We start from the raw sequence: 23,701 nt of genomic DNA, 5'->3' as shown, positions 1-23,701 counted from the left end.
ATAAATTACCGCATCAAACCATTAAGTTTTAATTAATTCCGAGGTCGTTCTCCACAGTTGATCCAACCGATTCGCCGGCATCGTCAAATACAAAACATCCCCCGTAGTCAAACAACAATTCAGTAAATCCCAGCCGTGGAGAGTTTGACACTTAGTTTCCACATAAAGAGGCACAAAATCCGCAGACTTAGCAGCATCTTGAATGCGCTGGCCGCAGAAAGGATGGTTTGGCGTAATCAATGTGGCCAAGCAAACCCATAGACTGTCAGCAGTCATTCCGTTGCCCAAAATTCTGCCTCCAATCGCCGCCGCTGCGAAAGCAGGAGCAGCCAATTCCGTCGGGTTCAAAACTCCTTCAAACTCAAAAACTTGCTGCACCATCAAAGCAAAATGTGGGTCTTGATTGCGGACAATAACCGATAGTTTGGGTGCCAATCCTTTAGCGCTCAAGGCAATTTCGACATTAGACATATCGCTGCTAGTTACCGCCAAAAGTGCTGCGGCTTGCTTAACATTAGCAGCTTCCAGAGTTGCGGGCAAACTAGCACTTCCCTGAATGACCGGAATTTTCATTGAGCGAGCCGTGCTCAGAAATCGGCTGTTCGGATCTTGCTCGATCGCCACAATATCGTAACCGTTAGTGTGCAGTTCTTTAGCAATTTGGATGCCAATTCCTCCGAGCCCGCAAATAATGTAATGATTGCGCTGCGGCACTCGCGCCACATCCCAATATTCGGTAAAGCGAGTTCCCAATACATAATCGTTGAGCAGTGCGTAGCAGATCCCTATGATGCCGGCTCCAACTAACATCATCACAACTGTAAATAGTTTAATGCTTTCAGGAGCTTGTTCCGCCACTTTTTCATGGCCTCCGGCTCCGGTAATCATCCCTACTGAAAAATAGAGAGAATCGACAATTGAGATATTATCGTCAACACAAATATAGGTGGCAGTAGCAACGGCAATCATTGCCAGCAGCGTCAGTACAACAATTACTGCTGCTTGGCTGTGCTGCTGAAATCGGCGCAGGTTAGTTAATGTTTTGAGCAGTTTTTGAGTGAAAGTTTTTTGGGGGCTGCGGATAGTCGGCTGAGTGGCAACAATTAGCCGATCGCCCTGCTGACACTGCCGATCGGCAAGCACCGCCGATACTAAATCAGTTTTGTTAGCAGCCGGCAGATAATAAATCAACATTCGCGATCGATCGTCCCACAAATCGCTCAGTTTTCGATTTTTCCAAGGATGTGTTTCATCGATATATTCTTCGTGAATCGGCCAAGTGCGATCGAACAAACGCAACTGTCCGATCGCCTGACTTCCGAGAGCCGCAAAGGCAAAAACCGGAGCCGCCAACGATGAAACGCTCATGGAAGTGTGATCGGGCAAAGTGTGGTCAATCCTATCGCCCAAGCTAGTATTGAACAATCTGTTGATGATTCGGATCTGAGGATTGAGAATCCTCGCCTGCATCAAAATTGCCAAATTCACAGCATCATCGTCTGCTGCAATTACTAAAGTGTGAGCGTTTTGAATGCCAGCCGCCAACAAGGTAGAAGCTGCTTGCAAATTGCCGACAACCACATCAGAAGTTTCGCCGCGAATTGGGCGATCGCTAATACCGATCGCGATCGCTCCCTGCTGTCTCAACAAACAAAAAATCTTGTGTCCCGTGTGGCCCAACCCGCAAACAATGATTCGAGGTTTCATAAAAAGTTATTTGGCAGCCAATTTCGGAGCTGTCCTTTGTAATTTTACTTACCATTGTTGACGGCTCTGGCTTTGAAGAATGTAGCTAAAAACACTATCTAGGATGCTTGTTCCACAGTCTCGAAGTTTTGGAACAAGGAAAGGGCCGTGCCGTGTGCCTAAAGCCGCGTTCCCAAGTTTTGAAACAAGGACACAGCAGTGCCCTGTACCTACAGATATGAGGTGCAATAACGTAATTTAATATTTGAAAAATATCCGGGTGCGACAGCCCACCAGCAGAAATTGAATAGGTAGGGACACAGCCCTGTCCCTACAACTATGACTTCCTACATAAATTTAGCTGCCTTAGCGGCAGGAGTTATTATGAAATTCACTGCACCCTTATTAGCATCCGCTTTAGTTTTCGCCGGTACTGTCGCCTTTGCAAGCCAAGTGCAAGCAGCTCCAACGAGCAACTGGAATAACACTAGAACAACATTTCAGTGCGTTACTTCCGGCCGCAATTTTGTCACAATTGCGCGGCGGGGAAATGTCACAACAGATCCGATGATTCTGTGGAAATCTACCGAGTTCGGCCGCGAATATACACCTTGGCAGCGCTGCCAAATGGTTTCCAATAGATTGACAAAAGCTGTTGCCCAGAATGGCGGAAGATTGAGCAACTTGCAGTTAACAACAGGAATTGTGAATAACTTGCCCGTAGTTTGTTACGTGAACGGACGGGGGCGGTGCAACTCTCAAAATCTGCTGTTTACCCTAGACAAGCGAAATGCTAAAAATCCCGGTGATGCTTTAACGAGATTGATTAATTTTGCCCAAGACGGCAGCGGGCCAGTTACAACGTTCAGAACCGGAGCTCAATCGGCGGCACCGCAGTTTGTTCCCTTTGGAGATATGGTCGATCGAGCTTTTAATTCTCCCAATAAGAAACCGTCAGTTCCTGTAACAAAACCGCAGGGCGATCGGGGTATTTAATAGCCGCGCCTCTAACTTGCACCTGAAAAAATTTGAAACTATTGTGGGGTGGGCTTCTAGCCCGCCCTTAAATATTTAGACTAAAAAAACTACACTGTCACCCCTTCAATCTTCTCATCAGTCAATTCGTACAACTCGCGCAACTGCTGCAACTTATCCGCATCCGGCTGCCAGAAACCCCGCCCGTTAGCCTCCAACATTCGCCCTACAATATTGCGAAAAGCTTCAGGATTTGCCTCGCGCAACTTCCGCGCCATTTCCTCATCCAAAGCATAAGTATCAGCGGCCTGATCGTAAACCCAACTATCAGTAAAATCAGCCGTTCCGCCCCAACCAATTAACGCCGTCATGCGCTGCGAAATTTCATAAGCGCCGCCAGAACCTTGATTTGCCATCGCGTTAGCCCACTTAGGATTTAGCAACTTAGTTCGATATTCCAAGCGCAGCAAATCTTCTAAATTGCGAGGCGTGGTATCCTGAGAAAAACTTTCTACAAAACTCGTGTTAACCTTTTTGCCGCGCTGCTTTTCTGCGGCTTTCTTCAAACCGCCAGTATTCGCATAATACTCTTGAATATCAGTCAAACCGTATTCAACAGAATCTATTTCTTGAATTATGCGATCGCACCCTTGCAACAACTGGGTCAAAACCTCCGGTCTCGCTTCCCCCTTATCCTTTCTCCCGTAACTAAAAACATTGCGACTTTCCCAAGTTTTTCCCAACTCATCCCCCGATTCCCAACTACCATCAACAACCCTATCGTTAACCAAAGAACCAAAATCTCCAGCCGGATTAGAAAACAACCTTGCCGAATAATTCTCTACACCTTGTTCCTGCAAAATTAAAGCGTGTTTGCGAATAAAATTCTCCGATTCTGGTTCATCAGCATCCGCCGCCCGCACGAACAAATCATCCAACAATTCAATAATATTCACAAAGCTATCACGGAAAATCCCCGAAAGATTTCCCAACACATCAATCCGGGGATGACCGACATCAGCTAACGGTTTTAATTCATAGCGAACAATGCGGCCCGTACCTTCTTTCAGAGGTTCAGCCCCCACCAATTCCAGCAGAATTCCAATAGATTCGCCCCGAGTCTTAATCGCATCCAAACCCCACAACATCACCGCCACAGTCTCAGGATATTTACCCTGTTCCTCAAGGTGCTTCTCAAGAATTTTCCTAGCAATTTCGCGCCCCCTTTCATAAGCAGCAGGAGAAGGCATCCGATAAGGGTCTAAAGCGTGAATATTCCGACCAGTTGGCAACACCCCAGCCCCATCCCGCAGCAAATCCCCACCCGGTGCAGGCAGAATATATTCCCCATTCAAACCCCGCATAAGATTAGTCAACTCATCCGTTGTTTGCAACAACAAATTCCGCACCAACACACCCTCCTCAAAAACCCCATCAAACCCCTCTTGTGGCACAGGCAAGATGCCTGTGCTTGTTTGTGGCACAGGCATCTTGCCTGTACTTGCTTGCGAAACAATTGTTTTCACCTGTTCCTGTGATAACCTATCCCCAAAATAAGCCTCAAGATAAGAGGCCATTTCCTCAGAATTAGGGGGTTCCCCGAGAACGTGCAAACCAGAAGAAAACAAGCGACATTCCACCACCTGCAAATACTCGTAAAGCTTCACCAAATAGCGGTTAAAAGCATCAGCACTGAACATTCCCACCTTCTCAAAACTAAAAGCAATCCCCAACTTGCGAGCCTCATCAAACGGACAATCAGCCTCCAAACCGCTATCTAAAACTTTCTTGCAAATAGCCTCTTTCAGCACATAATTCTTTGCCGGATCTTCCCGATATTCGGCAATCAAATCCCGCAAAGCCATCAATTCTTTGTACAAGCCCGCGCGACCGTAGGGCGGCACGTTGTGAGAAATCAAAACACCGTAACCGCGCCGTTTTGCCAACATCGATTCGGAGGGATTGTTGGCAGCATAGATATAAAGATTCGGCAAACTTCCCAACAAAATATCCGACCAAGAATAGCCAGTATTTCCCAGAGGAGATCCCGGCAACCATTCAACAGTACCGTGCATTCCGAAGTGAACCACAGCATCAGCTTGAAAATCATTTTGCAGCCACTTGTAAAAAGCAGCATATTGAGGGTGAGGCGTCAAATCGCGATCGAACATTAAGCGCATTGGATCGCCCGAAATTCCCAGCGGCGGCTGCAAACCTATCCAAACATTCCCCAGTTGAATGCCACCGATTTGGAACTCGTCGCCGTCTGTCTTAATTCCCGTACCCGTTAAAGATTTCCACTGTTTTTCGATCCGACTTGTTAACAGATATCCCAGCCATTTTTCTAAAGTTTTGACATTAACAGTCTCTTTTGTGGTACGGGCGTCTTGCCCGTCACCAGTAGCTTCATCCGCCTCTTTCACGCTGCGAATTAACTCCTCACCGTCAGCCGGAATTTCTCCAACTGTATAACCTGCTGCTTGAAGTTTGTGCAGGAAATTTAGCAGCGATTTCGGTACATTTAATAAAGCAGCCGTACCCGCCGCCCCGTAACCGGGAGGAAACCCGTAGAGAATAATCGCAATTTTCCTTTCAGATGGCGGAGTTCGACGTAGTTTCACCCAATTATTAATTCTACTTGTCAGGCGTTTGGCGCGATCGGGCACCAGATAAATATCCTCACCCACCAAACCGCCCAGGGGAACAGGATCGATCGCGCCATCCAACTCAGGCAAAGCATACAATACCACACTTTGCAAACCCCCAATCCCCTGACGAGTCCAAGAATGGATATCCTGAATCAGCAGAGGTGCGGACACAAAATAAGGTACATTTTTAGCAGTTAAAATCCGCTTAGCAACTTCCACCTGCCTTCCACCCTCCATAGAACCAGCAGGCCCGCCAACCAAAGGAAAGCCAATAGTAGAAACAATCGCATCAACTTCCACAGCATCTTTAGAAAGCGAAAGAGTTTCAATATTGCCTTGTTTTCGCCGCGCAGTTTCATCAGCAGTCGTCATCCAATCCCGCACCGCCACATGGCCTTCAACGCCATTGATAAAAATCGGCAAAGGCACAATTCCTGCCTCTTCAAAATAGCGAATTAATTGAGGAATATAAGGCTGCTTAGTGATAACGTGCTTGCGGTAAAGCAAGATGCCCACAACAGGGGATTTTACTGGATATGAATTTTGCAACCAATTGGTTCCAAATTTTGTGGAACGGGCATCTTGCCCGTTAGAAACCTGGTCTGAATTTTCCGACCAATTCGTATCAAATTTTGTGGAACGGGCATCTTGCCCATTATAACCATTTCTATCAAGATGTCTAGCCTCTTTTGTGGAACTGGTACCTGGCCCGCGCCTAGCACTTTGATGACTCATATACCAATCCAAATATTGCCGAGGCGATTCAAAATAACCATTATAATCGGGATGCAATAAACCCATATTGGGAGTTTCCACAGGCGGCGGAATTTCTGCAACCTTCAGCCCCAAATACTTTTCGGAAATAATCCAAAACATCGAGATAACATTATCCGCACCGCCCGCATTCCAATAACCATAAATAATCAGCCAGTTCCGCAAATCTTGCACTTTTTGCACCGGCACATATTTTAATAACTTCGGCCCCACCTTCAAAAAGCTGATGTAACCAGCCAGCTTATCTTCTTCTCGCCCATTGCTGAACTTATCCAGAATAAACTTAACAGGCTTCGGCATTCCCTTCGGTTTGTCCCCAATTTTAAAAGCGCCGATTTGAGTAAGACTCATCAATTCCAAAGCAGACTCAAAAACCAGGCGAATCGGGATATGTTGCACCCTTTCTCGCAGCCACATTACCGCATCGTAATCAAACAGCAAACTCCCGAAAAACACATCAGCATTAGAGAGGGCAGCCGCTACAGCGTCCGGTTCGTCTGCGAGGGCGCGATCGCTAAAAACCCGCACTTCCAATCCCTGACACCCAGAAACAGCCAACTCGGCAGCTTTGCGGTACAAATCAGCATTAAAAGATTCAAACCCTGCAATTAAGACAATGCGTTTCACAGCCCTACCTCGAAATATTTGCTTCTTTTAATGATAGACTAATTGCAGAAAATCACAGGCAAGATGCCTGTGCCACTAATAAAACAGAAAAACTACTTGCTTCACTTCTTACTTTTCTTCGCGCCTTCGCGATTCGTCGTCAAATATTTATTCGTAAAGTAACAAAAAATTAAAATAATTAAACCACTCCAAACACACACATAATTAAAACCGTGAATCGAATTCCTCCCGCAATAGTTATATTAGGTCAAAACAGCCTGTCGCTCGCCAAAAAAATCTCCGCACATTTCCCCGGTTCCCAGATTTACGGTTTAATCGATCGCACTTCCAACACAGACATCAACTTTAGCAACTTCGGCGAAACATTGCGGGAATTATTTGCCACAGAAACCCCAATCATCGCTATCTGCGCCGCCGGAATAATCATCCGTACCCTCGCCCCGCTGCTGTCAGACAAACGCGCCGAACCGCCAGTTTTAGCCGTCGCAGAAGACGGAAGCGCCGTCGTACCGCTGCTGGGCGGTTTGCACGGCGTTAATGATTTGGCCAGAGAGATTGCAGCAGCCCTCGGCGTACAACCTTCAATTACCACCACCGGAGATATCCGGTTTCGCACCGCGCTGCTGAGTCCTCCCCAAGGCTATTATTTGGCGAATCCAGAAGATGCGAAGACTTTTATTTCAAATTTGCTCGCCGGGGCAAAAGTACGCATAGAAGGGGCTGCAAGCTGGCTTTCCGAGAGCAATTTGCCGATCGCCCCCGACGCCCAATTAACTATCCGCGTCACCGAAAAAGCAATTGCGCCGACGCCAGATTGCTTGGTTTACCATCCGCAAATTGCAGCAGTTGCACTCGCGAATATATCGAATATTCAGCCAGAAATAGCCCTGTTTTGCGTACAGGAATTACTGGCAAAAACAAATTTGGCAGCAGCTTCTGTTGCTGGATTTTTTGCATTAAAAAATGAGATGGGCAATCCGGCACTTGAAGCAGTTTCACAATATTTTAAAGTCCCCGTCCGCTTTTTCAATCTCTCCGAACTTGTCGAATTAGACTCAATTGAATTCATCGAAAATAAGGCTGCACAAATTGCCCTGACAGCAGCAGGTGCAAACAGTCAGTTAATCGAATGCGATCGCACTTTATCCCTGAATTGTGCGCTCGCCCTGGCCGCCGAACCCATAAATGCTAGCGCGATCGGAATTAGCCGCGGCAAACTGGCGATCGTCGGTACGGGCCCTGGAGGCGCGCCCTGGATGTCCCCGGAAGTTAAGGAAATTCTGCGCGAAGCCACGGATTGGGTGGGTTACAAGTTCTATCTCGACTTAGCCGGAACCCTGCGGGAAGGACAAAAGCGGCACGATTCCGACAACCGCGAAGAGATCGATCGCGCGCGTTTTGCCCTAGATTTAGCAGCATCAGGAAAATCTGTCGCCGTGGTTTCGTCGGGAGATCCGGGTATTTTTGCGATGGCTGCAGCGGTGTTTGAGGCGATCGACTTTGACGCCAAACCCGAATGGCAAGGCATCGATATTCGGGTCGCACCGGGCATTTCAGCCATGCAGGCGGCCGCGGCTGCGATCGGAGCACCCCTCGGACACGATTTTTGCGTGATTTCGCTTTCGGATATTCTCAAGCCTTGGGAGGTCATTGAACAGCGGATTGCGGCCGCTGCGATCGCAGATTTCGCGATCGCATTTTACAATCCGATCTCGAAACAGCGGATTTGGCAACTCTCTAGGGCGATCGAGATTTTGTTGCAAAGTCGCGATGCTAAAACCCCCGTCATCCTAGGGCGAAACCTCGGCCGCCCAGGCCAATCTGTCCGCGTTTGCACCCTCGGCGAATTCCAGCCGCAAGACGCTGACATGAGAACTTTAGTGATTGTCGGTTCGAGTCAAACTCGGATTATTCCCCGCAAATATGGAGATGTTTGGGTTTACACGCCGCGCAGGTACGAAAAATAAGTAAAGCAGCAAAAACTTGGGAAATCAGCAATTGACTGACAGTTAATTGACTTGGACAATAAAATATTTCGATCTCGCTGGGGGGAGTCTAGGTTAACAAATGGCGGCGAATCACTCGACTGGCCTGTTATTTCACCTCATAGTGGTCACTCTCGATCGATCGGTAATCCTATTCGATTACAGAAATCCTCGGTACAGAGGAATCTCGGCTTCCGAAGGCCGAGTTTTTCTCGCTGACATTGAGCGAATTTAGAACTAAAGTCCACCCTAGTAATGGTTTCAGCTTCATTTTGGGAGAGATAGAATTTACTTTTCAGTAAATATTTTTTTATTATATAGTCACGATAAAATCAATGGCGATCGAGGTCTGCTACATTCCTTAATCCTACGATAATCTTACGCTTACAACAAAAAGAGGGGATTCCCCTGCAGTCTTCTCTATCTGTGGGTAGACCGCATTCGTTTTTTCTTTTGATAAGATTCCGTTAAACAAAGGTTAAAACAACACTTAAAAGAACATGAAACTGAACATTCCTTTAGCTCCTGGGGCTGTAACCCAATTTTTGCTTCGAGTGGTGACCTGTCTAGTTGTAATATCTTTATTAAGTGAGATGACTGTGTACTTCTTGCCTGGTAATCCGTCTGACAACTACTTCGTAAAGGTATTCAGCGTTGATTCCGAGCGGAACATTCCAACGGCATACTCAGTTTTGGCATTGCTATTTAGTTCTCTCTTGCTAGGTGTGATTGCTTATGCGAAAAATTTGGATAGTTGTCGCTACAAGCGTCAGTGGAAAATTTTATCATTCATATTTTTATATCTATCTTTAGACGAAGCTGGTCAATTGCACGAAAACTTGATAAATCCAATGCGAAGTCTCCTAAATGCCACCACAGGATTTCTTTACTTTACTTGGATTGTGCCGTTCGGTTTTCTAGTAGCGCTCTTTCTCATATCCTACAGTAAGTTTCTGTTACACCTTCCTCTTCCTACAAAAAAAATGTTTGTTGCAGCGTGCGCTCTTTATATTGGAGGAGCATTGGGGATGGAACTGCTAGGGGGATACCAAGCTTCTAAAGTGGGAGAGGATAATATAGTTTACCAGATAATAGTGACCGTTGAAGAGTCATTAGAAATGCTCGGCATCGTTGTATTTATCCACGCCTTGATGTCATATATCAAGACATATTTAGGCGGCGTAACTTGGAATATTTATATACCAGGAAAAAACTTACAATTTACTGACGATCGAAATATTGGCCTAGCTGGCATTAGCGAACCAGCAAACACAAGTGTATCAAGGTAAATCACTTGAAACCGGGTTTGAGCGACGATGAAAATACTCCATTCGGGTGTTTAATGTCGATAAAAAACCCGGTTTCTTTGGTACTGATGCGTCCTAGACTGGAGGTCCTGCGATTTTCGGCACACCAAACGACTAATAGACTAATATGTAGGGTGCTTGCTTCACCAAACGACTAATTAGGCTTGGAACAGCTTAGTTCACAGATGACATCCTCACCTTTACCAGAAAATCGTTAAGAGCAACCTTTGCATGAGGATTTGATGGCAAATGACTTGTAAAACTTGCATCTTCTAATATATTGATTAGCCGATCGCGCTCTTGCTGATAAAATTCAATATCTGTATCTTCAAGCACTGATTTTTCCTCCCCAGCCAGCTTGCGATCGATCAAATCAGGAATATACGACAACTGGAACTTCTCGTTAAGTTTCACCAAATTTGCCTCCACTTCCCCCGTTTGCATCAAGTGAATCCCAGCCAGCAACACCCGGTAAACATACAGCAGCGGCTTAACCCGACGCGGGCGTTCTTTCTCAAACAATTTCCATTGAGTTTTAGCAAAACCGAGATAGTGGTGGCTGTGGTGCTTGGTAATGCAGTTCGAGGCGAGATCTTTTAATTCCTCGTGTTCCTTTGTACTGTAAACTATCAGCGGCGAATACAGTTGTTCTAGCACGTAGCCGTTGCGCTTCAACAGCATCTCAAAAAATTTCTTGATATCGTGAGTTACTAAATCGAGTTGCATTCCCTCCCGAACTTGCGAAACTTCGATTGTTTCGTCGGCAGAAATCAGTCCAATTACTTTCGGTAGCGGTAAGAGGTGTACTCCCCGCAAGTCGAAGTCAGAATCGGCAGAAGGAAAGCCGTATAAGTGCGAACCGCTGACAGTCGCAAACAGTAGCGGATAAGGTTGAACGGAGATAATTTGGGCGAGATTCGAGATGTATTCTGTCATTTATTCCAGTCCATGCAGGCGGGCTTTGTTTCACAAGAAGCGATTTCAAGATCCGATTTCGATTGCACCTCTACGAGATTTAATCAAAAACAGGTTCGCTTTCTCGTAATTAGGACGTTCTGGCAACTTAGTTGCAGCAAAAGCGCGATCGAACTCACCGTGCAAACTCAACCGCCACTGATTCACCTCATCCCAGGATATTTCTTGGTTGCGGATAGATAAAAGTTGCGATCGATAATCCTGCACGCGAACAGGCACAAACCCCTCCTTGAGAACCGTAATTCCTGACAGCAGCAAGCGAATTAAGTGCATCGCGTGCTTCCAACGAATTTCCCCAGTATTGCGGAGGTCTTGCTCCATCTTTTTAAATTGAGACAAAACGTAGCTATTGTAAGTTTGATAAACCAATTGAGAAAGAAAGATTTCCCTAATTTCGAGCAATTCTTGTGCTACAGGAGAAACAGTTTCTACTAAAGGCGTGTACAAACATTCTAGCACATTTGGGTTAGCTTTTAGTGCCAAAACTAGAAACTTTTGCAGTTCCCAATAGCATTCCTGATTTTCCTTGTTTTCCAATTGTTCTGGAATGCCGTAAAGCGACCAATGAAGTATTGCAGGCGGCAGGTAAATCCCGCGTCTGTCTGTATCGGATTGCTCGTTATCAAGACCGTAGGCTCTCGAGCCAAGAATGCAGCGGTAAATTACAGAATCATAGAGGTTGTATTCTGCTAAAAAATCTCCTCCTGACTGCAATCCTTCGCTCTGAAACTGCTTGCGGATGCTGAGTTCGTGCCGCCGCAGACTAACTTCTGTTCCGTCTGGGAGTTTGACTAAATATGCGTGGGAATTGTCCGTAGGCGATTGAACGATGACGCCTACTAATCCCGGTTTCCAAGATTGGTCACTGGCGGGGTTTTTGACCTCGATTCGGGTGACAATTTGGGTTCCTGCGGGTAGGATTAAGTTGAAATTTTGAGGAAGATTGGCATTTGCCATGAGGGAACCTCCTGCGGGGACACGAGCTACAATGTTAGTGTAGCATATGTGTAGTATACAAGGCAAGTTTTGGGCGATTCCCTTCGGGATAGCTTCGCTTCACGCGGATTTAGCCTTGTTGAAAATTGTCTAATTATCAAGGAGGAATATCGCCAGCGGGTTGAGGCGAAGGTATTGGAGATTTTTGAGACTCACCCGACAATTGCAGCAATTCGCAATCGGGAAGCAGCGACGGACTTGCAACTGGTGGCCTTAGAACGTACTCTGAGGCCAGAATTAGGCGGGGGGAATGTGCATTTTTCGGAGTCGAATATTCGCAAGGCGTTTAATCTGAAGGTGAATAGTTAATTATCGTTTCTGCGAGAGTTGTTCGAGATTGACGCATTGCCGGATTATCAGGAAGTAGGCGGAATTTTGAGGATTTTATTAACCAGAGACAGTTTAACGCCAATCTGATTCAGTTTTTAAAGGCGGTGCAGAACGTGTTTTTGAAGAAGCCACAGTTGGAGTTCCGGATTTGTATGAGGCACCGTTGGATCAGTTTCCAGAAGTGGCTGTGGAACGCTGGTTTACTCAGAAGTGGATGAGTTGATTGAGTTTACTGAAGAGTTAGCAGCTTAACTTTTTAGATTCAAGAGGAGAGATATGAAATTTATTTCTTTGACACTGGTGGTTACACTTGGGGTTTTAAGTCTAGCAATGAGAGCTTCGGCAATTTCAGACGTTGTGTGGAAACCTGTTCCTGGAACAAAAATTAATAATGATTTTTGGTATGTAGGAACTAACACCATAAATAGACAAGGCGCTCGTATTACCTTTGATGTGAGGACTAACTCAAAACAATACGTGCTGTACTCGGCCAACTGCCAAACTCGGATGATGCAGAGACTAGCAGAGGGAAGCGTTAAAACAGGAAAAATTGTAGTCTATGAAAGATATCGAGAAGCGTACTTTCCCCCTAATCAAGTTCAAAAAAAGGTGCTGAACTACGCTTGCAGTCAAAAAAGGTAGTAAAACCAGGTTTCTACAAGTCTCTGGTTTTAAATTGTGTTCACTGGCGCCGAACTGCGATCGCCAGTGAGCCCATTTTCGGAGAGATTAAGATCGTCGGGACTTTCAAACCCAAAGCAGGATGAGGTTTTTGATCGGGGGCGCAGCTTACAAGGGAGAGGTTGCTGAAGTTAGAGCATATGATGGGAATAAAAGTGCGGGAGTTGATGAGTTTTATAGATAAAAAATGCCAGTTATAGAAGTTATTAAAATGTTAGAAGATGATGGTTGGTATTTAGCTAGAACAAAGGGCAGTCATCGTCAATTTAAACACCCAGAAAAGGCTGTGACTGTCACGGTGTCAGGTAATTTAGGCGTTGATATGCCAATTGGTACGCTTAAAAGTGTTTGGCGGCAAGCTCAACTAGAAGAGGAGGAAGATTAATGCGTTATGCTGTTGTAATTGAAAAAGGTGAAACTAGCTACGGTGCGTATGTTCCCGATTTACCTGGATGTGTAGCTGTGGCTGAAAGTTTAGAAGAGGTGAGAAATTTAATTAAAGAGGCGATCGCATTTCATATTCAAGGACTACAAGAGGATGCTTTTCCTATTCCGGAACCTGTCTCTATTTGCGAATATGTTGAAGCTTAAGAAGGTGACGGCGGTTGAAACAGCGGCTACACAAAATTTCGTCCCCGCAGAGGGGGACTAAGAAATAAGAGGAATCAGAAAATAATTTATATGGGCAATACAGGATTTGAACCTGTGACCCCTTCCGTGTGAAGGAAGTGCGCTACCACTGTGCTAATTGCCCGCAGATAATTAAGATACCATACCAAGTTAAAATTCGCAACTAAAATTTTCCTAAAAATTCAGCAGCTTGTTTCCGAGTTAAACTCGACACAATGCCAAGAATACAGGCATTTGTCGAGTCTGGCATCAGTTAACCTGCCACCAACCCGCCGACGGGCCGACAAATCGCACTACAATCCACCAAGCCACCAAAAGACTAATCCCGATCCAGCTTCCGCGACTTGTCCACTTGACAAAATCTTCGCTTTGGGTTTTCGTGATTGGCAGCCAGGGAACGATGCGTTCTTCTTTACCGTATTCGTCGCCGATCGACTCTTTGCGACGCTTAGCTTCACCCATAATCTTTGTCTACTAAATTAGATTTCAACTGGATACCTAACCAAATTATAAGTCAACAGGTCATCTCAAGCCTGCGTCAGCCAAGTCGTATCCAAATAATCAATCCTCGCAAAAGGACTCAAAGCCGCTAAAACCTGCTGTCCGTAACTGCGGTGAATCACCCTGCTGTCGAAAATCGCCACCACCCCTTGACGTTCTCGCACCGGCGCGATCGCCCGCTGCAATTCATTCAGCGCGGCCGGCAGCAAATACAACCGAAACCAATCCTTGCGCCGTTCCTTATAATAAGCCACACGCGCCGTCACCAAAGGATTCTCCAAAGAAGGTAGCGGCAAAGTTGCGATCGCCAGCAAGTGAGGCGCCCTCAATTCCCCCTGATGTTCCCGCCAAAACTCCCACCCTGTCACCAAAATCGCATTCTCGCCCACATCCGTCTTTTCTACCTGCACCCTAGAACCGAACTCAGAAGCCAAAATCGCCGCCAGCCGAGCCTTCAGCGGTACATCACCAACAATCAGCACCGTTAACCCCGCCACCGACGCGCTCATCAACAGCAAAGTCCGAATTTCTTCTATTAAAACTCCCTGAAATTCCGGCGTATTTGGCAGCGGCAGCCAGTTGGGAATGTACAGTTGAATTAATTCATTTTGTCGATCGGGCGAAAACTTAACGCTCGTCAATTCTGGAAGCCCCAGCATTTCCCGGAAAATCGGAGCCTTCGGTTCCACATCCACCGCCCCGCCAATCAACACCACCGGCTGATCGTCCCAAATTTTGGTCAAAACCTCAGCCACCTGCACCGGCGCGCAGTAAAGAGAAAATGACCCAGCCTCCCGATGAATTTCCGCCCACCGCAGTTTTCCGTTTGTTTCCCACCGCTGCCAAAAATTGCTCCAAGCAGCCGGAATTAGGGGGTTTGGCTCAATCCTTTCAAACAGTCCCTGCAAAATATTTTGCTCTGCCGTTTCCAGCAAATAGCACTCCTCTGGTTTCGCCGGATGCTTAAAGAAAGCCCGCGTTAGCATTACCCGCCCTTGGAGGATTGCATCGGCTTCCAAAGGCTGAGATTGCATTAAATCATTCCAGTCACCCGGTTGCAAACCCGCCGTCAATTGCTGGCGCGTCCAAACTTCCAAGTCATCCACACCGTCGATAATTGTCGGAATATTCCTGTGCAGTTCCGAATTCCCCGCCAAGCGAGCCGCCAGCCAAGACTGCGGATCTGCTAGCATCAATCCTCGTCCAGTGGCATTATCCGAATAAGTCTCGATCGACCCCTCTGTTTGCAGCCACTCTTGCAAACGCGGAATTTCCACTGCTCTCAAATGCTCGATCAGCGGTGTCGGCGCCACTAAAATCACAGGCTCCGGCCACATCAAAATAGGCATCAAATAGCTGACTCGATACCGCTGTCGGTAAGCTCCAGCGGGAAGCCCCGTTTGGATCAGAGCGCTGCGCCCCAAGCGCAAAGCCCGCGCCACGAGCCGTGCCATCGTTAAATGGTGTGGCCAGTGCGGCTCGGAGTGCGATCGCAGGAAGCGGAGCAATGAGTTGTGGACTTCTACCTCAATCAATCGGTTTTAAAATTGACATTTCTCACTCAACATAATCAAAACTGGCCAGAAAATCAACTACTTTTTGACCGAGAGGCAAACTGAATTTACTCGGCTGATGACTTGCACCTCCCTTCCCAAAATTCCCGTGAGAATTCACCATCAAACTCTCCTGTCCCGAACTAATTAAAATAGTTTGGGTAGGCGACTCAAAAAACTTTGTTGGCTGACTAACCCCTGATATATTAGAGAGCAAATTTATCAAATCATTTAACTTATTTGTAGCTTTACTCAATGCTTTACGCAACTGCACTATTCGTTTCTCATCTAAATTTTGACTTTCAATATTTTTGCCGATAACCATAATATTTCTCTGAGTTTGTACAGCATCTTTAAAAGGAAGAATCGCTAAAAAAGCTGCTGGCAATAAATGCTCATCGCTCTCAAATCTAAAAGTTAGAGTTGTGCGGCGGTAGCCGACTTCAATATTAGGAGGAAAATTCATTGCCCGGTAATGCCGAGCTATTTCGCTGTAAACTGTTGCTAAAGTGCTGTTTGCTGAGTAGTCTAAAAGTGCGTCAACCACAATTTGCACTAACCCAGGCGTGTGATTTAAAAATTTTATCGATTCTGACGGCGAATTAAATTGTTGAATCTGAGTGCGATCGCCTGCGGGGCTGAGGTCAACCCACTGGCAAGTAATATCATCTGCAATGATACCACACCGAGGAACTAAATACAGTTTTGCTCCTGTTAAAGTTGCTCCTCTCAAATCAGCGCCCACCCAATCTGCATTAATCAAATTTGTTTCTGTCAAATCAGCGTGAACGAAACTAGCACTTCCTAAATTAGTATTTCTTAAATCTGCTCCGTTAAGGTTAGCTCCGCTCAATTTAGCAAAGCTCAGATCCGCGCCGCTGAGGTTAGCTCCCGTCAAATCAGCCCATTTAAGGTTAGCTCCGCTCAAATTGGCACTGCTGAGATTCACCTGTTGCAAAGAAGCTTGTCTCATATCGGCATTGCTCAAATTGACGCCGTTAAGTTCTGCTTTCGTCAAATCTGCGCCGTGTAAGTTAGCTTCTTGAAAGTTAGCTGAAGCAGCCGAAGCACCTCTGAGATTTGCACCGGACAGGTTAGCACCGGACAGGTTAGCTTCCGTCAGTTTTACCTCTCTTAAATCTGCTTCAGTCAGGTTAGCGCCGCTGAAGTTAGTTTTGCTGAGTTCGCAGCGGACTAATTCGCTTCTAATAAGGGATGCTCTGATTAATTGAGCTGCACTTAAATCGGCTCTCACTAAGTTTGCTACGTTGAGAGTAGCCCCGTTTAAGATTGCCCGCGAGAGGTTGGTACTGCTGAGTCTAGCCACATTCAGGTTAGCTTCGCTCAAGTTAACTTCGCTCAAGTTAGCACCGCTGAGGTTGGTAACAAATAAGCTAGCCCCCTTTAAAATTGATTGGCTGAGATTGATGCGGCTGAGATTAGCTTCATTCAGGTTGATTCCTGTGAAATCTCTGTCGCCTTCAGTATATCTTTTGACGATTGCAAATCGTTTGAGCAGTTCTTGAGCTTCCATTTGTTTACCTGAATAAAATGGCAATCGGCTAACTTTTATATGGCATAAATAGAAATAATATCAAATTAATTTATAGTATTTACTCACCGAGCTGATAAAAGCTTTTGACAAACTCAATAACCGTATTTAGGGGCGGGGTGGTAAATCTTTGGGCTTTAATTGCAGGACTGATAGAGGTTTTGTTGACTCCGGGCAAATTTGTCAAGTTTCTGCCAAAATCTGGGTGATAGTGAATCATCAAAGTTTCGGCGCTGGAGTTAGCGAGTACAGTTTGGGTAGGTGATTGGAAAAAACTTGACATCGGTTCGCGATCGAGGCGAACCGGCTGAATTTTCATTTCCCCTATTTTTCTCATTGTTTTGGTCAGGGCTACGTTTAATTGCACTACCATATTTGAGACTCTGACGCCCAGGTTATTACCACTTTGGGGTTGAATCATCTTGATCAAAGTAATCAAATTTTTCTGAGTAAATGCTGCATCACTAAAGGGAATAATCGCAACGAAAGCGGTGGGAAATAGTTGCTCGTCCTGTTCTATTCTAAATGATATGATTGTGCGTCGGGAATTAACTTCGATACTGGGAGGATGGCTCAAAGCAGGGTATTGACGGGCAATTTGGCGGTAGGTAGCTGCAAGTACAAAGTTAGCATCGGGGTCGAGAGGTCGATCGACAATAATTTGAACTGTCGGCGGTGTAGCATTGAAAAACCTTTGAGATTCTTCTGGGGTAAAGCGCTGAATGTGGCTGCGATCGCCGTTAGGACTGAGGTCCACCCAATCGCAGGTAATGTCATCTGCTTTCACATCAAACCTAGAAACCGCATAAATTTTTGCCCCCGTCAGGGCCGCCCCCGTCAAATCTGCCCCCACCCAATCAGCGTGAATCAAATTAGCTTGAGTCAAATCCGCGTGTACCAAAGTAGCGTTCAATAGATTGACATTGCTCAAATTTGCTCCGTACAAGTTGGCCCCGCTCAATCTCGCTTCATCGAGGTCAGCACCGGTCAGGTTCGCCCCGCTGAGGTCAGCCCACCGGAGATTAGCGCCTCGCAAGTCAGCGCCGCTAAGGTTGGCCTGAGATAGATTAGCTTGTCTGAGTTCGGCATTGCAGAGGTTGACTCCTCGCAAGTCGGCCCTGCTGAGGTCGGCTCTGTGCAAGTTAGCCCGTTCCAAGTTTGCTGCTGTCAGAAAAGCGCCTCTCAGGTGAGCCCCGCTGAGGTCGGCTTGCTCTAGATTGGCTTCTCTGAGGGTTGCTTCTCTCAAATCTGCTTCGCTGAGATTTGCACCGGCCAAGTTGGCACTACTCAGGTCGGCTCGGATCAGTTCGGATCTGATCATTGTAGCTTCGACGAGTTGGGCTTCTCTGAGGTCGGCTCGAATCAAGTTTGCCACGTTGAGGATAGCGCCGCTGAGGTTGGCTTTGTACAGATTGGCACCGCTGAGTCTGGCAACATTGAGTTTGGCTTTTCTCATGTTGGCGTTTGACAAATTGGTGCCGCTCATGTTGGTAAGGCTCAAAATTGCCTCACTGAAATTAGCCCCGCTGAGATCGATCCTGCTCAGATTTGCCTCGCAAAGGAGGATGGCAGTAAAATCTCTTTCTCCTGCTGCATATTTGGTGATGAGTTCTTCGGCATCCATGCTTTTCGATTTCCCTGATGTCTTAGCTAGAACAAAGCTTTATTGTGCCAACCTTTAAACTAGAATAAGCATTTTTTGTAACTTGATGCAATATGCCTAGACATCTATATTGTGGAAGCCTTTTATAAAATCCAAAATGCTAGTGATATTAGCTTGAGCCAATTTTGTACTTTCGGCTAACTTAGCCGCTGTTGAGTTACTCAGATCGTATTTTTTAATCAGGCGCTTGCCGAAGCCTGGGTGGTGATATACGCTGAGTCTTTGATCGCGGGAATTAATTAAGCTCATTTGTGTGGGGATTTGAAAGAAATTGATGCTTTCACCGATTTTTGGAAAAGAACTGGAAATTTTGATTTGGTCTACTTTACTGATAGCTTGGTTAAGAGCTTTGCTGCATAACTGGACGTGTTTAGATTCTTTGACGTTAAGTTTTCCTGCATCATGGGATTGAATCATTTTCATCAAAGCTATTAGGTTTTTTTGAGTTATGGCAGCGTCGTTAAAAGGAATGATCGCAACGTAAGCGGTGGCAAATAATTTATCGTCGCTGTCCATTTTAAATGCGAGTACGGTGCGCCTGGAGCTGACTTCAATAGTGGGAGGCTGACTTAAACTCGGGTATTGTTGGGCAATTTGGTAATAAGTTGCAGCTAGTGCAAAATGAGCGCCTTGGTCTAAGGGCGAGTCAATCACAATCCGAACTGTGGGCAAGGTTTCGTGAAAAAAGTCGTGGGTTCCTCCTGAGTTCAACCAGTAAATTTGGCTGTGGTCGCCGTTGGGGCTCAGATCGACCCACTTGCAGGTCATGCCTTCGGTTTTGATGCCGAGCCTCGAAACTGCGTGAAGTTTGGCTCCGGTTAAGGTGGCTCCGGTTAAGTCGGCTCCAATCCAGTCGGCGCGGATCAGATAGGCATTTGTCAGGTCGGCGTGAACTAAGCTGGCATTCAGCAAGTTGGCGTGGCAGAGGTCGGCTCGGCTGAGGTCGGCACCGCTCAATTTGGCTTCGCTCAGGTCGGCCCAGCGGAGATTGCAGCCGCTGAGGATGGCCCAGCGCAAATTGACGCCGCTGAGGTCGGCGCCGCTGAGTACGGCTTGAGTGAGGTTGGCTTGTCTCAGTTCTGTGCCTCGCAAGTCGGCGCCGCTGAGGTCGGCGCGGCTCAGGTCGGCTCCTTGCAGGTTGGCTTGTTCGAGGTTGGCTTCTGTCAAGCACGCGCCGCTGAGGTGAGCGCCTCGAAGGTTGGCTTGAGCGAGGTTGGCTCCTCGAAGGGTGGCTTCGGTAAGGGTGGCGCCGCTGAGGTTTGCGCCTTGCAGGTTGGCGCCGCTGAGTTCGGCTCGAATCAGCTCGGCTCTGATCAGTTTGGCTCCTATGAGTATGGCTTTTTTGAGGTCAACTCGCACTAGGTAAGCGACGTTGAGGTCGGCGTCGGTGAGGTCGGCGCCGCCTAGATGGGCGCCACTGAGTCTGGCGATGTTGAGTTTGGCACCTGTGAGGTTGGTTTTGCTGAGGTTTGCTCCGCTCAGGTTTGCTACACTCAGATTCGCACCCTTGAGGTTGGCTCCGCTCAAGTTGACGCCGCTGAGGTTGGCCTCAGTCAGGTTGATTCCGGCAAAGTTTCTTTCTCCGGCGGCATATTTTTTCAGGAGTTCCTCGACTGTCATGGGGGCGGCACCGTATCAAATATCCCCATTTTATTGCTATGAATATCGGTATTGTAGGACTGGGTTTAATTGGTGGCTCGATCGGGCTGGATTTGCGATTGCGCGGGTTTAATGTTTTTGGGGTTTCGAGCCGGCAGCAGACTTGTTATCGGGCGCAAGCTCGCGGTGTTGTCAATGAAGCCAGCATACACCTGTCTCTAATGGCAGTAGCCGATGTGGTTTTTATTTGCACGCCGCTGGGGTCGATCGAGCCGATCGTCCGAGAGTTGGTGCCCTATCTTTCCCCTGATACTATTGTAACCGATGTCGGTTCCGTAAAAACACCCATAGTGCAGGCTGTGTCTCCTCTGTGGCCGAATTTTGTGGGGGGACACCCGATGGCGGGGACTGCTGAAAGCGGAATTGAGGCGGCGATGCCGGATTTGTTTGTAGGCCGGCCTTATGTGGTGACGCCGACTGCCCAGACGCCGACGCTTGCGGTGGATAAGGTTGAGGAAATTGCGCGGTTGCTGGGTGCTAAAGTTTACCGATGTGAGCCGGAAGAACACGATCGAGCTGTGGCTTGGATTTCTCATTTGCCGCTAATGGCGAGCGCGACGCTGGTTGCTGCCTGCGATCGAGAGGGCGATCGGCATATTGTTAATTTAGCCCAACATTTGGCGAGTTCGGGTTTTCGGGATACGAGCCGGGTTGGGGGCGGCAATCCCGAGCTGGGAGTGATGGTGGCAAAGTACAATCGAGAGGAATTGTTGCGATCGCTCTCTATTTACCGCGACAGTCTTGACGAGTTCATCACTGATATCGAAGCTCAAAATTGGCAAGCTCTCGAACACAAGCTGAAGCTGACTCAACAAGCGAGACAGAATTACAAATTGTGAGCCAAAAATTACTTAAAACTTTCCCCATCTCGATTATGATTTGTGGAGGGTTATATATTGAGTTTCAATGTACACTTATTCTCGGCTCAAGCGATTTTTACTGGGTGAATCTCTCCCCACTAGCGCATCTATTCATGAACGCCTGAGCAACGCTACAGGACTAGCTGTTCTGGCTTCCGATGCACTGTCGTCTGTTGCGTACGCTACTCAAGAAACTCTGCTGGTACTGTTACTAGCGGGCAGTAGCAGTTTGAGTTTATCGCTGCCTATTTCTGGAATTATTATTTTACTGTTGGCGATCGTGGCGCTGTCTTACCGACAGACAATTAAAGCGTACCCCAACGGCGGCGGTGCTTACATTGTGGCGCGAGAAAATTTAGGTATTTACCCTGGTTTGATCGCAGCAGCTTCGCTGATGATTGATTACATTTTAACTGTAACAGTAAGTATTTCGGCTGGGGTGGCGGCCTTGACTTCAGCAGTTCCCTCGCTGCAACCCTACACAGTTGAACTGTGCTTAGTTTTTATTGTCCTAATCATGTTTGCCAATCTCAGGGGATTACGGGAATCGGGCAATATATTTATGGTTCCCACCTATGGGTTTCTCGTTGGGATTTTTGTTTTGATTGGCTGCGGCTTATTCCAACAGGCAACAGGTAATGTTATGCCGACATTACAAAATATTCCAGCTAAGGAACCTTTGGGATTATTTCTGCTGGCGCGCGCTTTTGCGGCGGGCTGTACTGCCCTGACTGGAGTTGAAGCCATATCAGACGGTGTGTTGGCTTTTAAGCCTCCTGAATGGAAAAATGCGCGCCTGACTTTGAGCTATATGGGGGGAATTCTGGGAGCAATGTTTTTGGGAATTAGTTACTTGGCTCATATTTATCAGGTGATTCCTACAGAACATGAAACGCTCCTTTCTGTATTGGGAAAACAGATTTTTGGTGTAGGTATATTTTATTACTATTTGCAGGCGGCAACTCTGTTAATTTTGCTGTTGGCGGCGAATACGAGTTATGCTGATTTTCCGCGACTTTGTTATTTTTTGGCGCGGGACGGGTACTTGCCCCGGCAGTTGTCGCTGTTGGGCGATCGACTGGTTTATTCTAATGGCATTAATCTGCTAAGCTTCTGCGCTGCTCTTTTAATTATCATCTTTCGAGGCAATACGAGTGCGGTGCTTCCCCTGTATGCGGTTGGAGTTTTCACTTCTTTTACTCTCTCCCAATCGGGAATGGTAATTCACTGGTTTAAAGAACGAGGTAAAGGTTGGCAAGTTAGTGCTGTGATGAACGGTATTGGTGCAGTGGCAACAACGGGAGTTTTGGCTGTAATCCTCGCTACAAAATTCCTTTTGGGAGCTTGGGTTGTCGTAGTAACTATTCCGCTCGTAGTCACTCTATTTTTAGCTATTCACCGGCACTATCGGTATGTAGCGGCTCGCTTGAGCATTCAGGGAATAGAACCGAGGTCTTATCTTCGCAGACCTAGAGTTAAGGCGGTGACACATCCGGCAGTCGTGTTAGTCGGGCAGTTGCACCGAGGAACTTTTGAGGCCCTGGATTACGCTCGTTTAATTGCTGATGAAGTTATCGCAGTTCACGTAGATATTGGTTTGACCGATCGAGAAAAATTACAAGCGGCTTGGCAAGATTTGCAGTCTGATATTCCTTTGGAAATTCTGGACTCGCCTTACCGTTCTGTTGGTTCGGCTTTGACACACTTTTTGGCTTTGTTTGAAGAGCAGCGACCGGGAGTATATTTAACGCTGATCATTCCGGCTTTTGTGACGCGAAATTGGTGGGAGGGACTGCTGCACAATCAAACTGCTTTCTTTTTGAAAGCGGCTTTGCGGGCTAAAAAAAGTCGGGTTGTAACAACCGTTAGATATTATCTTTAAGCAATCTCTAATTAAAAGTTTGTCATTTTTCGCCTGTCAAACAAACTTATTGAGGACTTGTGCAGCAACCCGGTTTGTTTCTGGAGGTTTTGTTGCTCAACCTAAGATGTATCGTAGAAACCGGGTTATTTTACCCCATACTCCTCCCTGTAGCGCGAGGAATATCGGTTAACAAACGCGGTTTTTTAAGTTTCGGTGCGTAAGTGAGGTATTAACTCTACAAGTCCACCGACTAGCTGATCGGCGCGAAAGAAACGGGGTTTTTTGGCTTTAGTCTTAAGTTAAAAAACCCCGTTTATGAGAGCCGGAGTGCGTCCAGGGCTGGTGCTGTTACAAATATAATCAAACACACAGTAAAGTTATCAGTATTTTTACTGTAATGATGTTATTTAAAATTGACAATCGTCTAAAATTTTA

At 46.7% G+C, this 23,701-nt stretch carries 18 protein-coding genes and 1 tRNA gene; 9 read left to right on the top strand and 10 right to left on the bottom strand.

Annotated elements, in window-relative coordinates:
- Positions 1 to 21: 21 nt before the first annotated feature.
- Positions 22 to 1,707 carry an NAD-binding protein gene (locus tag QUA23_RS06410; protein ID WP_333074454.1) on the bottom strand — a complete coding sequence of 562 codons (1,686 nt, stop codon included), beginning with the start codon at positions 1,705 to 1,707 and terminating at the stop codon, positions 22 to 24.
- A gap of 363 nt (positions 1,708 to 2,070) precedes the next feature.
- On the opposite strand from QUA23_RS06410, the gene QUA23_RS06405 reads away from it, so the two are divergent.
- On the top strand, positions 2,071 to 2,682 hold the full coding sequence (locus QUA23_RS06405) for a COP23 domain-containing protein (RefSeq protein WP_333074453.1): 612 nt from the start codon (positions 2,071 to 2,073) through the stop codon (positions 2,680 to 2,682).
- A gap of 89 nt (positions 2,683 to 2,771) precedes the next feature.
- Here QUA23_RS06405 and QUA23_RS06400 read toward each other — a convergent pair whose 3' ends face one another.
- Positions 2,772 to 6,710 (bottom strand): cobaltochelatase subunit CobN, encoded by a 3,939-nt coding sequence (locus QUA23_RS06400; RefSeq protein ID WP_333074451.1) that lies wholly within the window; start codon positions 6,708 to 6,710, stop codon positions 2,772 to 2,774.
- A gap of 212 nt (positions 6,711 to 6,922) precedes the next feature.
- Between QUA23_RS06400 and cobJ the strand changes: the two genes are divergently transcribed.
- A complete protein-coding gene (cobJ, locus tag QUA23_RS06395) occupies positions 6,923 to 8,677 on the top strand; it encodes a precorrin-3B C(17)-methyltransferase (protein WP_333074449.1) in 1,755 nt (584 codons plus the stop codon).
- Between the two features lie 518 nt (positions 8,678 to 9,195).
- Positions 9,196 to 9,984: a hypothetical protein gene (locus QUA23_RS06390; RefSeq protein WP_333074447.1), complete on the top strand. Its 789-nt coding sequence runs from the start codon at positions 9,196 to 9,198 to the stop codon at positions 9,982 to 9,984.
- A gap of 192 nt (positions 9,985 to 10,176) precedes the next feature.
- Here the strand turns inward: QUA23_RS06390 and QUA23_RS06385 are convergent, their stop codons facing one another.
- Both QUA23_RS06385 and QUA23_RS06380 read right to left on the bottom strand, forming a co-directional pair.
- Complete coding sequence (locus tag QUA23_RS06385) at positions 10,177 to 10,938, bottom strand: DNA polymerase beta superfamily protein (protein ID WP_333074445.1); 762 nt, start codon at positions 10,936 to 10,938, stop codon at positions 10,177 to 10,179.
- Positions 10,939 to 10,983: 45 nt separating this feature from the next.
- A complete protein-coding gene (locus tag QUA23_RS06380; protein ID WP_333074443.1) occupies positions 10,984 to 11,934 on the bottom strand; it encodes a DNA polymerase beta superfamily protein in 951 nt (316 codons plus the stop codon).
- Between the two features lie 69 nt (positions 11,935 to 12,003).
- On the opposite strand from QUA23_RS06380, the gene QUA23_RS06375 reads away from it, so the two are divergent.
- The 4 genes from QUA23_RS06375 to QUA23_RS06360 all read left to right on the top strand — a co-directional run bounded on the left by QUA23_RS06375 (position 12,004) and on the right by QUA23_RS06360 (position 13,575).
- Positions 12,004 to 12,282 carry a hypothetical protein gene (locus tag QUA23_RS06375; RefSeq protein ID WP_333074441.1) on the top strand — a complete coding sequence of 93 codons (279 nt, stop codon included), beginning with the start codon at positions 12,004 to 12,006 and terminating at the stop codon, positions 12,280 to 12,282.
- Positions 12,283 to 12,579: 297 nt separating this feature from the next.
- On the top strand, positions 12,580 to 12,945 hold the full coding sequence (locus QUA23_RS06370; RefSeq protein WP_333074439.1) for a hypothetical protein: 366 nt from the start codon (positions 12,580 to 12,582) through the stop codon (positions 12,943 to 12,945).
- 226 nt (positions 12,946 to 13,171) lie between these two features.
- On the top strand, positions 13,172 to 13,369 hold the full coding sequence (locus tag QUA23_RS06365) for a type II toxin-antitoxin system HicA family toxin (protein ID WP_333074438.1): 198 nt from the start codon (positions 13,172 to 13,174) through the stop codon (positions 13,367 to 13,369).
- Entirely contained in the window at positions 13,369 to 13,575 is a 207-nt protein-coding gene (locus tag QUA23_RS06360; RefSeq protein ID WP_333074436.1) for a type II toxin-antitoxin system HicB family antitoxin, read from the top strand. Before QUA23_RS06365 ends, QUA23_RS06360 begins: the two co-directional genes overlap by 1 nt.
- 91 nt (positions 13,576 to 13,666) lie before the next feature.
- Here the strand turns inward: QUA23_RS06360 and QUA23_RS06355 are convergent.
- From QUA23_RS06355 to QUA23_RS06330, 6 genes are all read right to left on the bottom strand, one after another.
- Positions 13,667 to 13,738 (bottom strand) — tRNA-Val (locus QUA23_RS06355).
- A 125-nt stretch (positions 13,739 to 13,863) separates the two neighbouring features.
- On the bottom strand, positions 13,864 to 14,076 hold the full coding sequence (locus QUA23_RS06350; protein ID WP_333038618.1) for a DUF2839 domain-containing protein: 213 nt from the start codon (positions 14,074 to 14,076) through the stop codon (positions 13,864 to 13,866).
- Positions 14,077 to 14,141: 65 nt separating this feature from the next.
- Positions 14,142 to 15,650 carry a helicase C-terminal domain-containing protein gene (locus QUA23_RS06345; RefSeq protein ID WP_333074435.1) on the bottom strand — a complete coding sequence of 503 codons (1,509 nt, stop codon included), beginning with the start codon at positions 15,648 to 15,650 and terminating at the stop codon, positions 14,142 to 14,144.
- 22 nt (positions 15,651 to 15,672) lie between these two features.
- Complete coding sequence (locus QUA23_RS06340; protein WP_333074434.1) at positions 15,673 to 17,202, bottom strand: pentapeptide repeat-containing protein; 1,530 nt, start codon at positions 17,200 to 17,202, stop codon at positions 15,673 to 15,675.
- A 79-nt stretch (positions 17,203 to 17,281) separates the two neighbouring features.
- Entirely contained in the window at positions 17,282 to 18,844 is a 1,563-nt protein-coding gene (locus tag QUA23_RS06335) for a pentapeptide repeat-containing protein (RefSeq protein WP_333074433.1), read from the bottom strand.
- Between the two features lie 96 nt (positions 18,845 to 18,940).
- On the bottom strand, positions 18,941 to 20,503 hold the full coding sequence (locus tag QUA23_RS06330) for a pentapeptide repeat-containing protein (protein WP_333070061.1): 1,563 nt from the start codon (positions 20,501 to 20,503) through the stop codon (positions 18,941 to 18,943).
- A 38-nt stretch (positions 20,504 to 20,541) separates the two neighbouring features.
- On the opposite strand from QUA23_RS06330, the gene QUA23_RS06325 reads away from it, so the two are divergent.
- Together QUA23_RS06325 and QUA23_RS06320 are read left to right on the top strand one after the other, a co-directional pair.
- Entirely contained in the window at positions 20,542 to 21,381 is an 840-nt protein-coding gene (locus QUA23_RS06325; protein WP_333074432.1) for a prephenate/arogenate dehydrogenase, read from the top strand.
- A 67-nt stretch (positions 21,382 to 21,448) separates the two neighbouring features.
- Complete coding sequence (locus QUA23_RS06320; RefSeq protein WP_333074430.1) at positions 21,449 to 23,284, top strand: APC family permease; 1,836 nt, start codon at positions 21,449 to 21,451, stop codon at positions 23,282 to 23,284.
- Positions 23,285 to 23,701 lie beyond the last annotated feature (417 nt).

The organism is Microcoleus sp. Pol1C5 (assembly GCF_036701115.1).
Taxonomy (GTDB): Bacteria; Cyanobacteriota; Cyanobacteriia; order Cyanobacteriales; family Microcoleaceae; genus Microcoleus.
The sequence above is the reverse complement of the archived record's forward strand: the minus strand, read 5'-3'. Positions and strand labels throughout refer to the sequence as shown.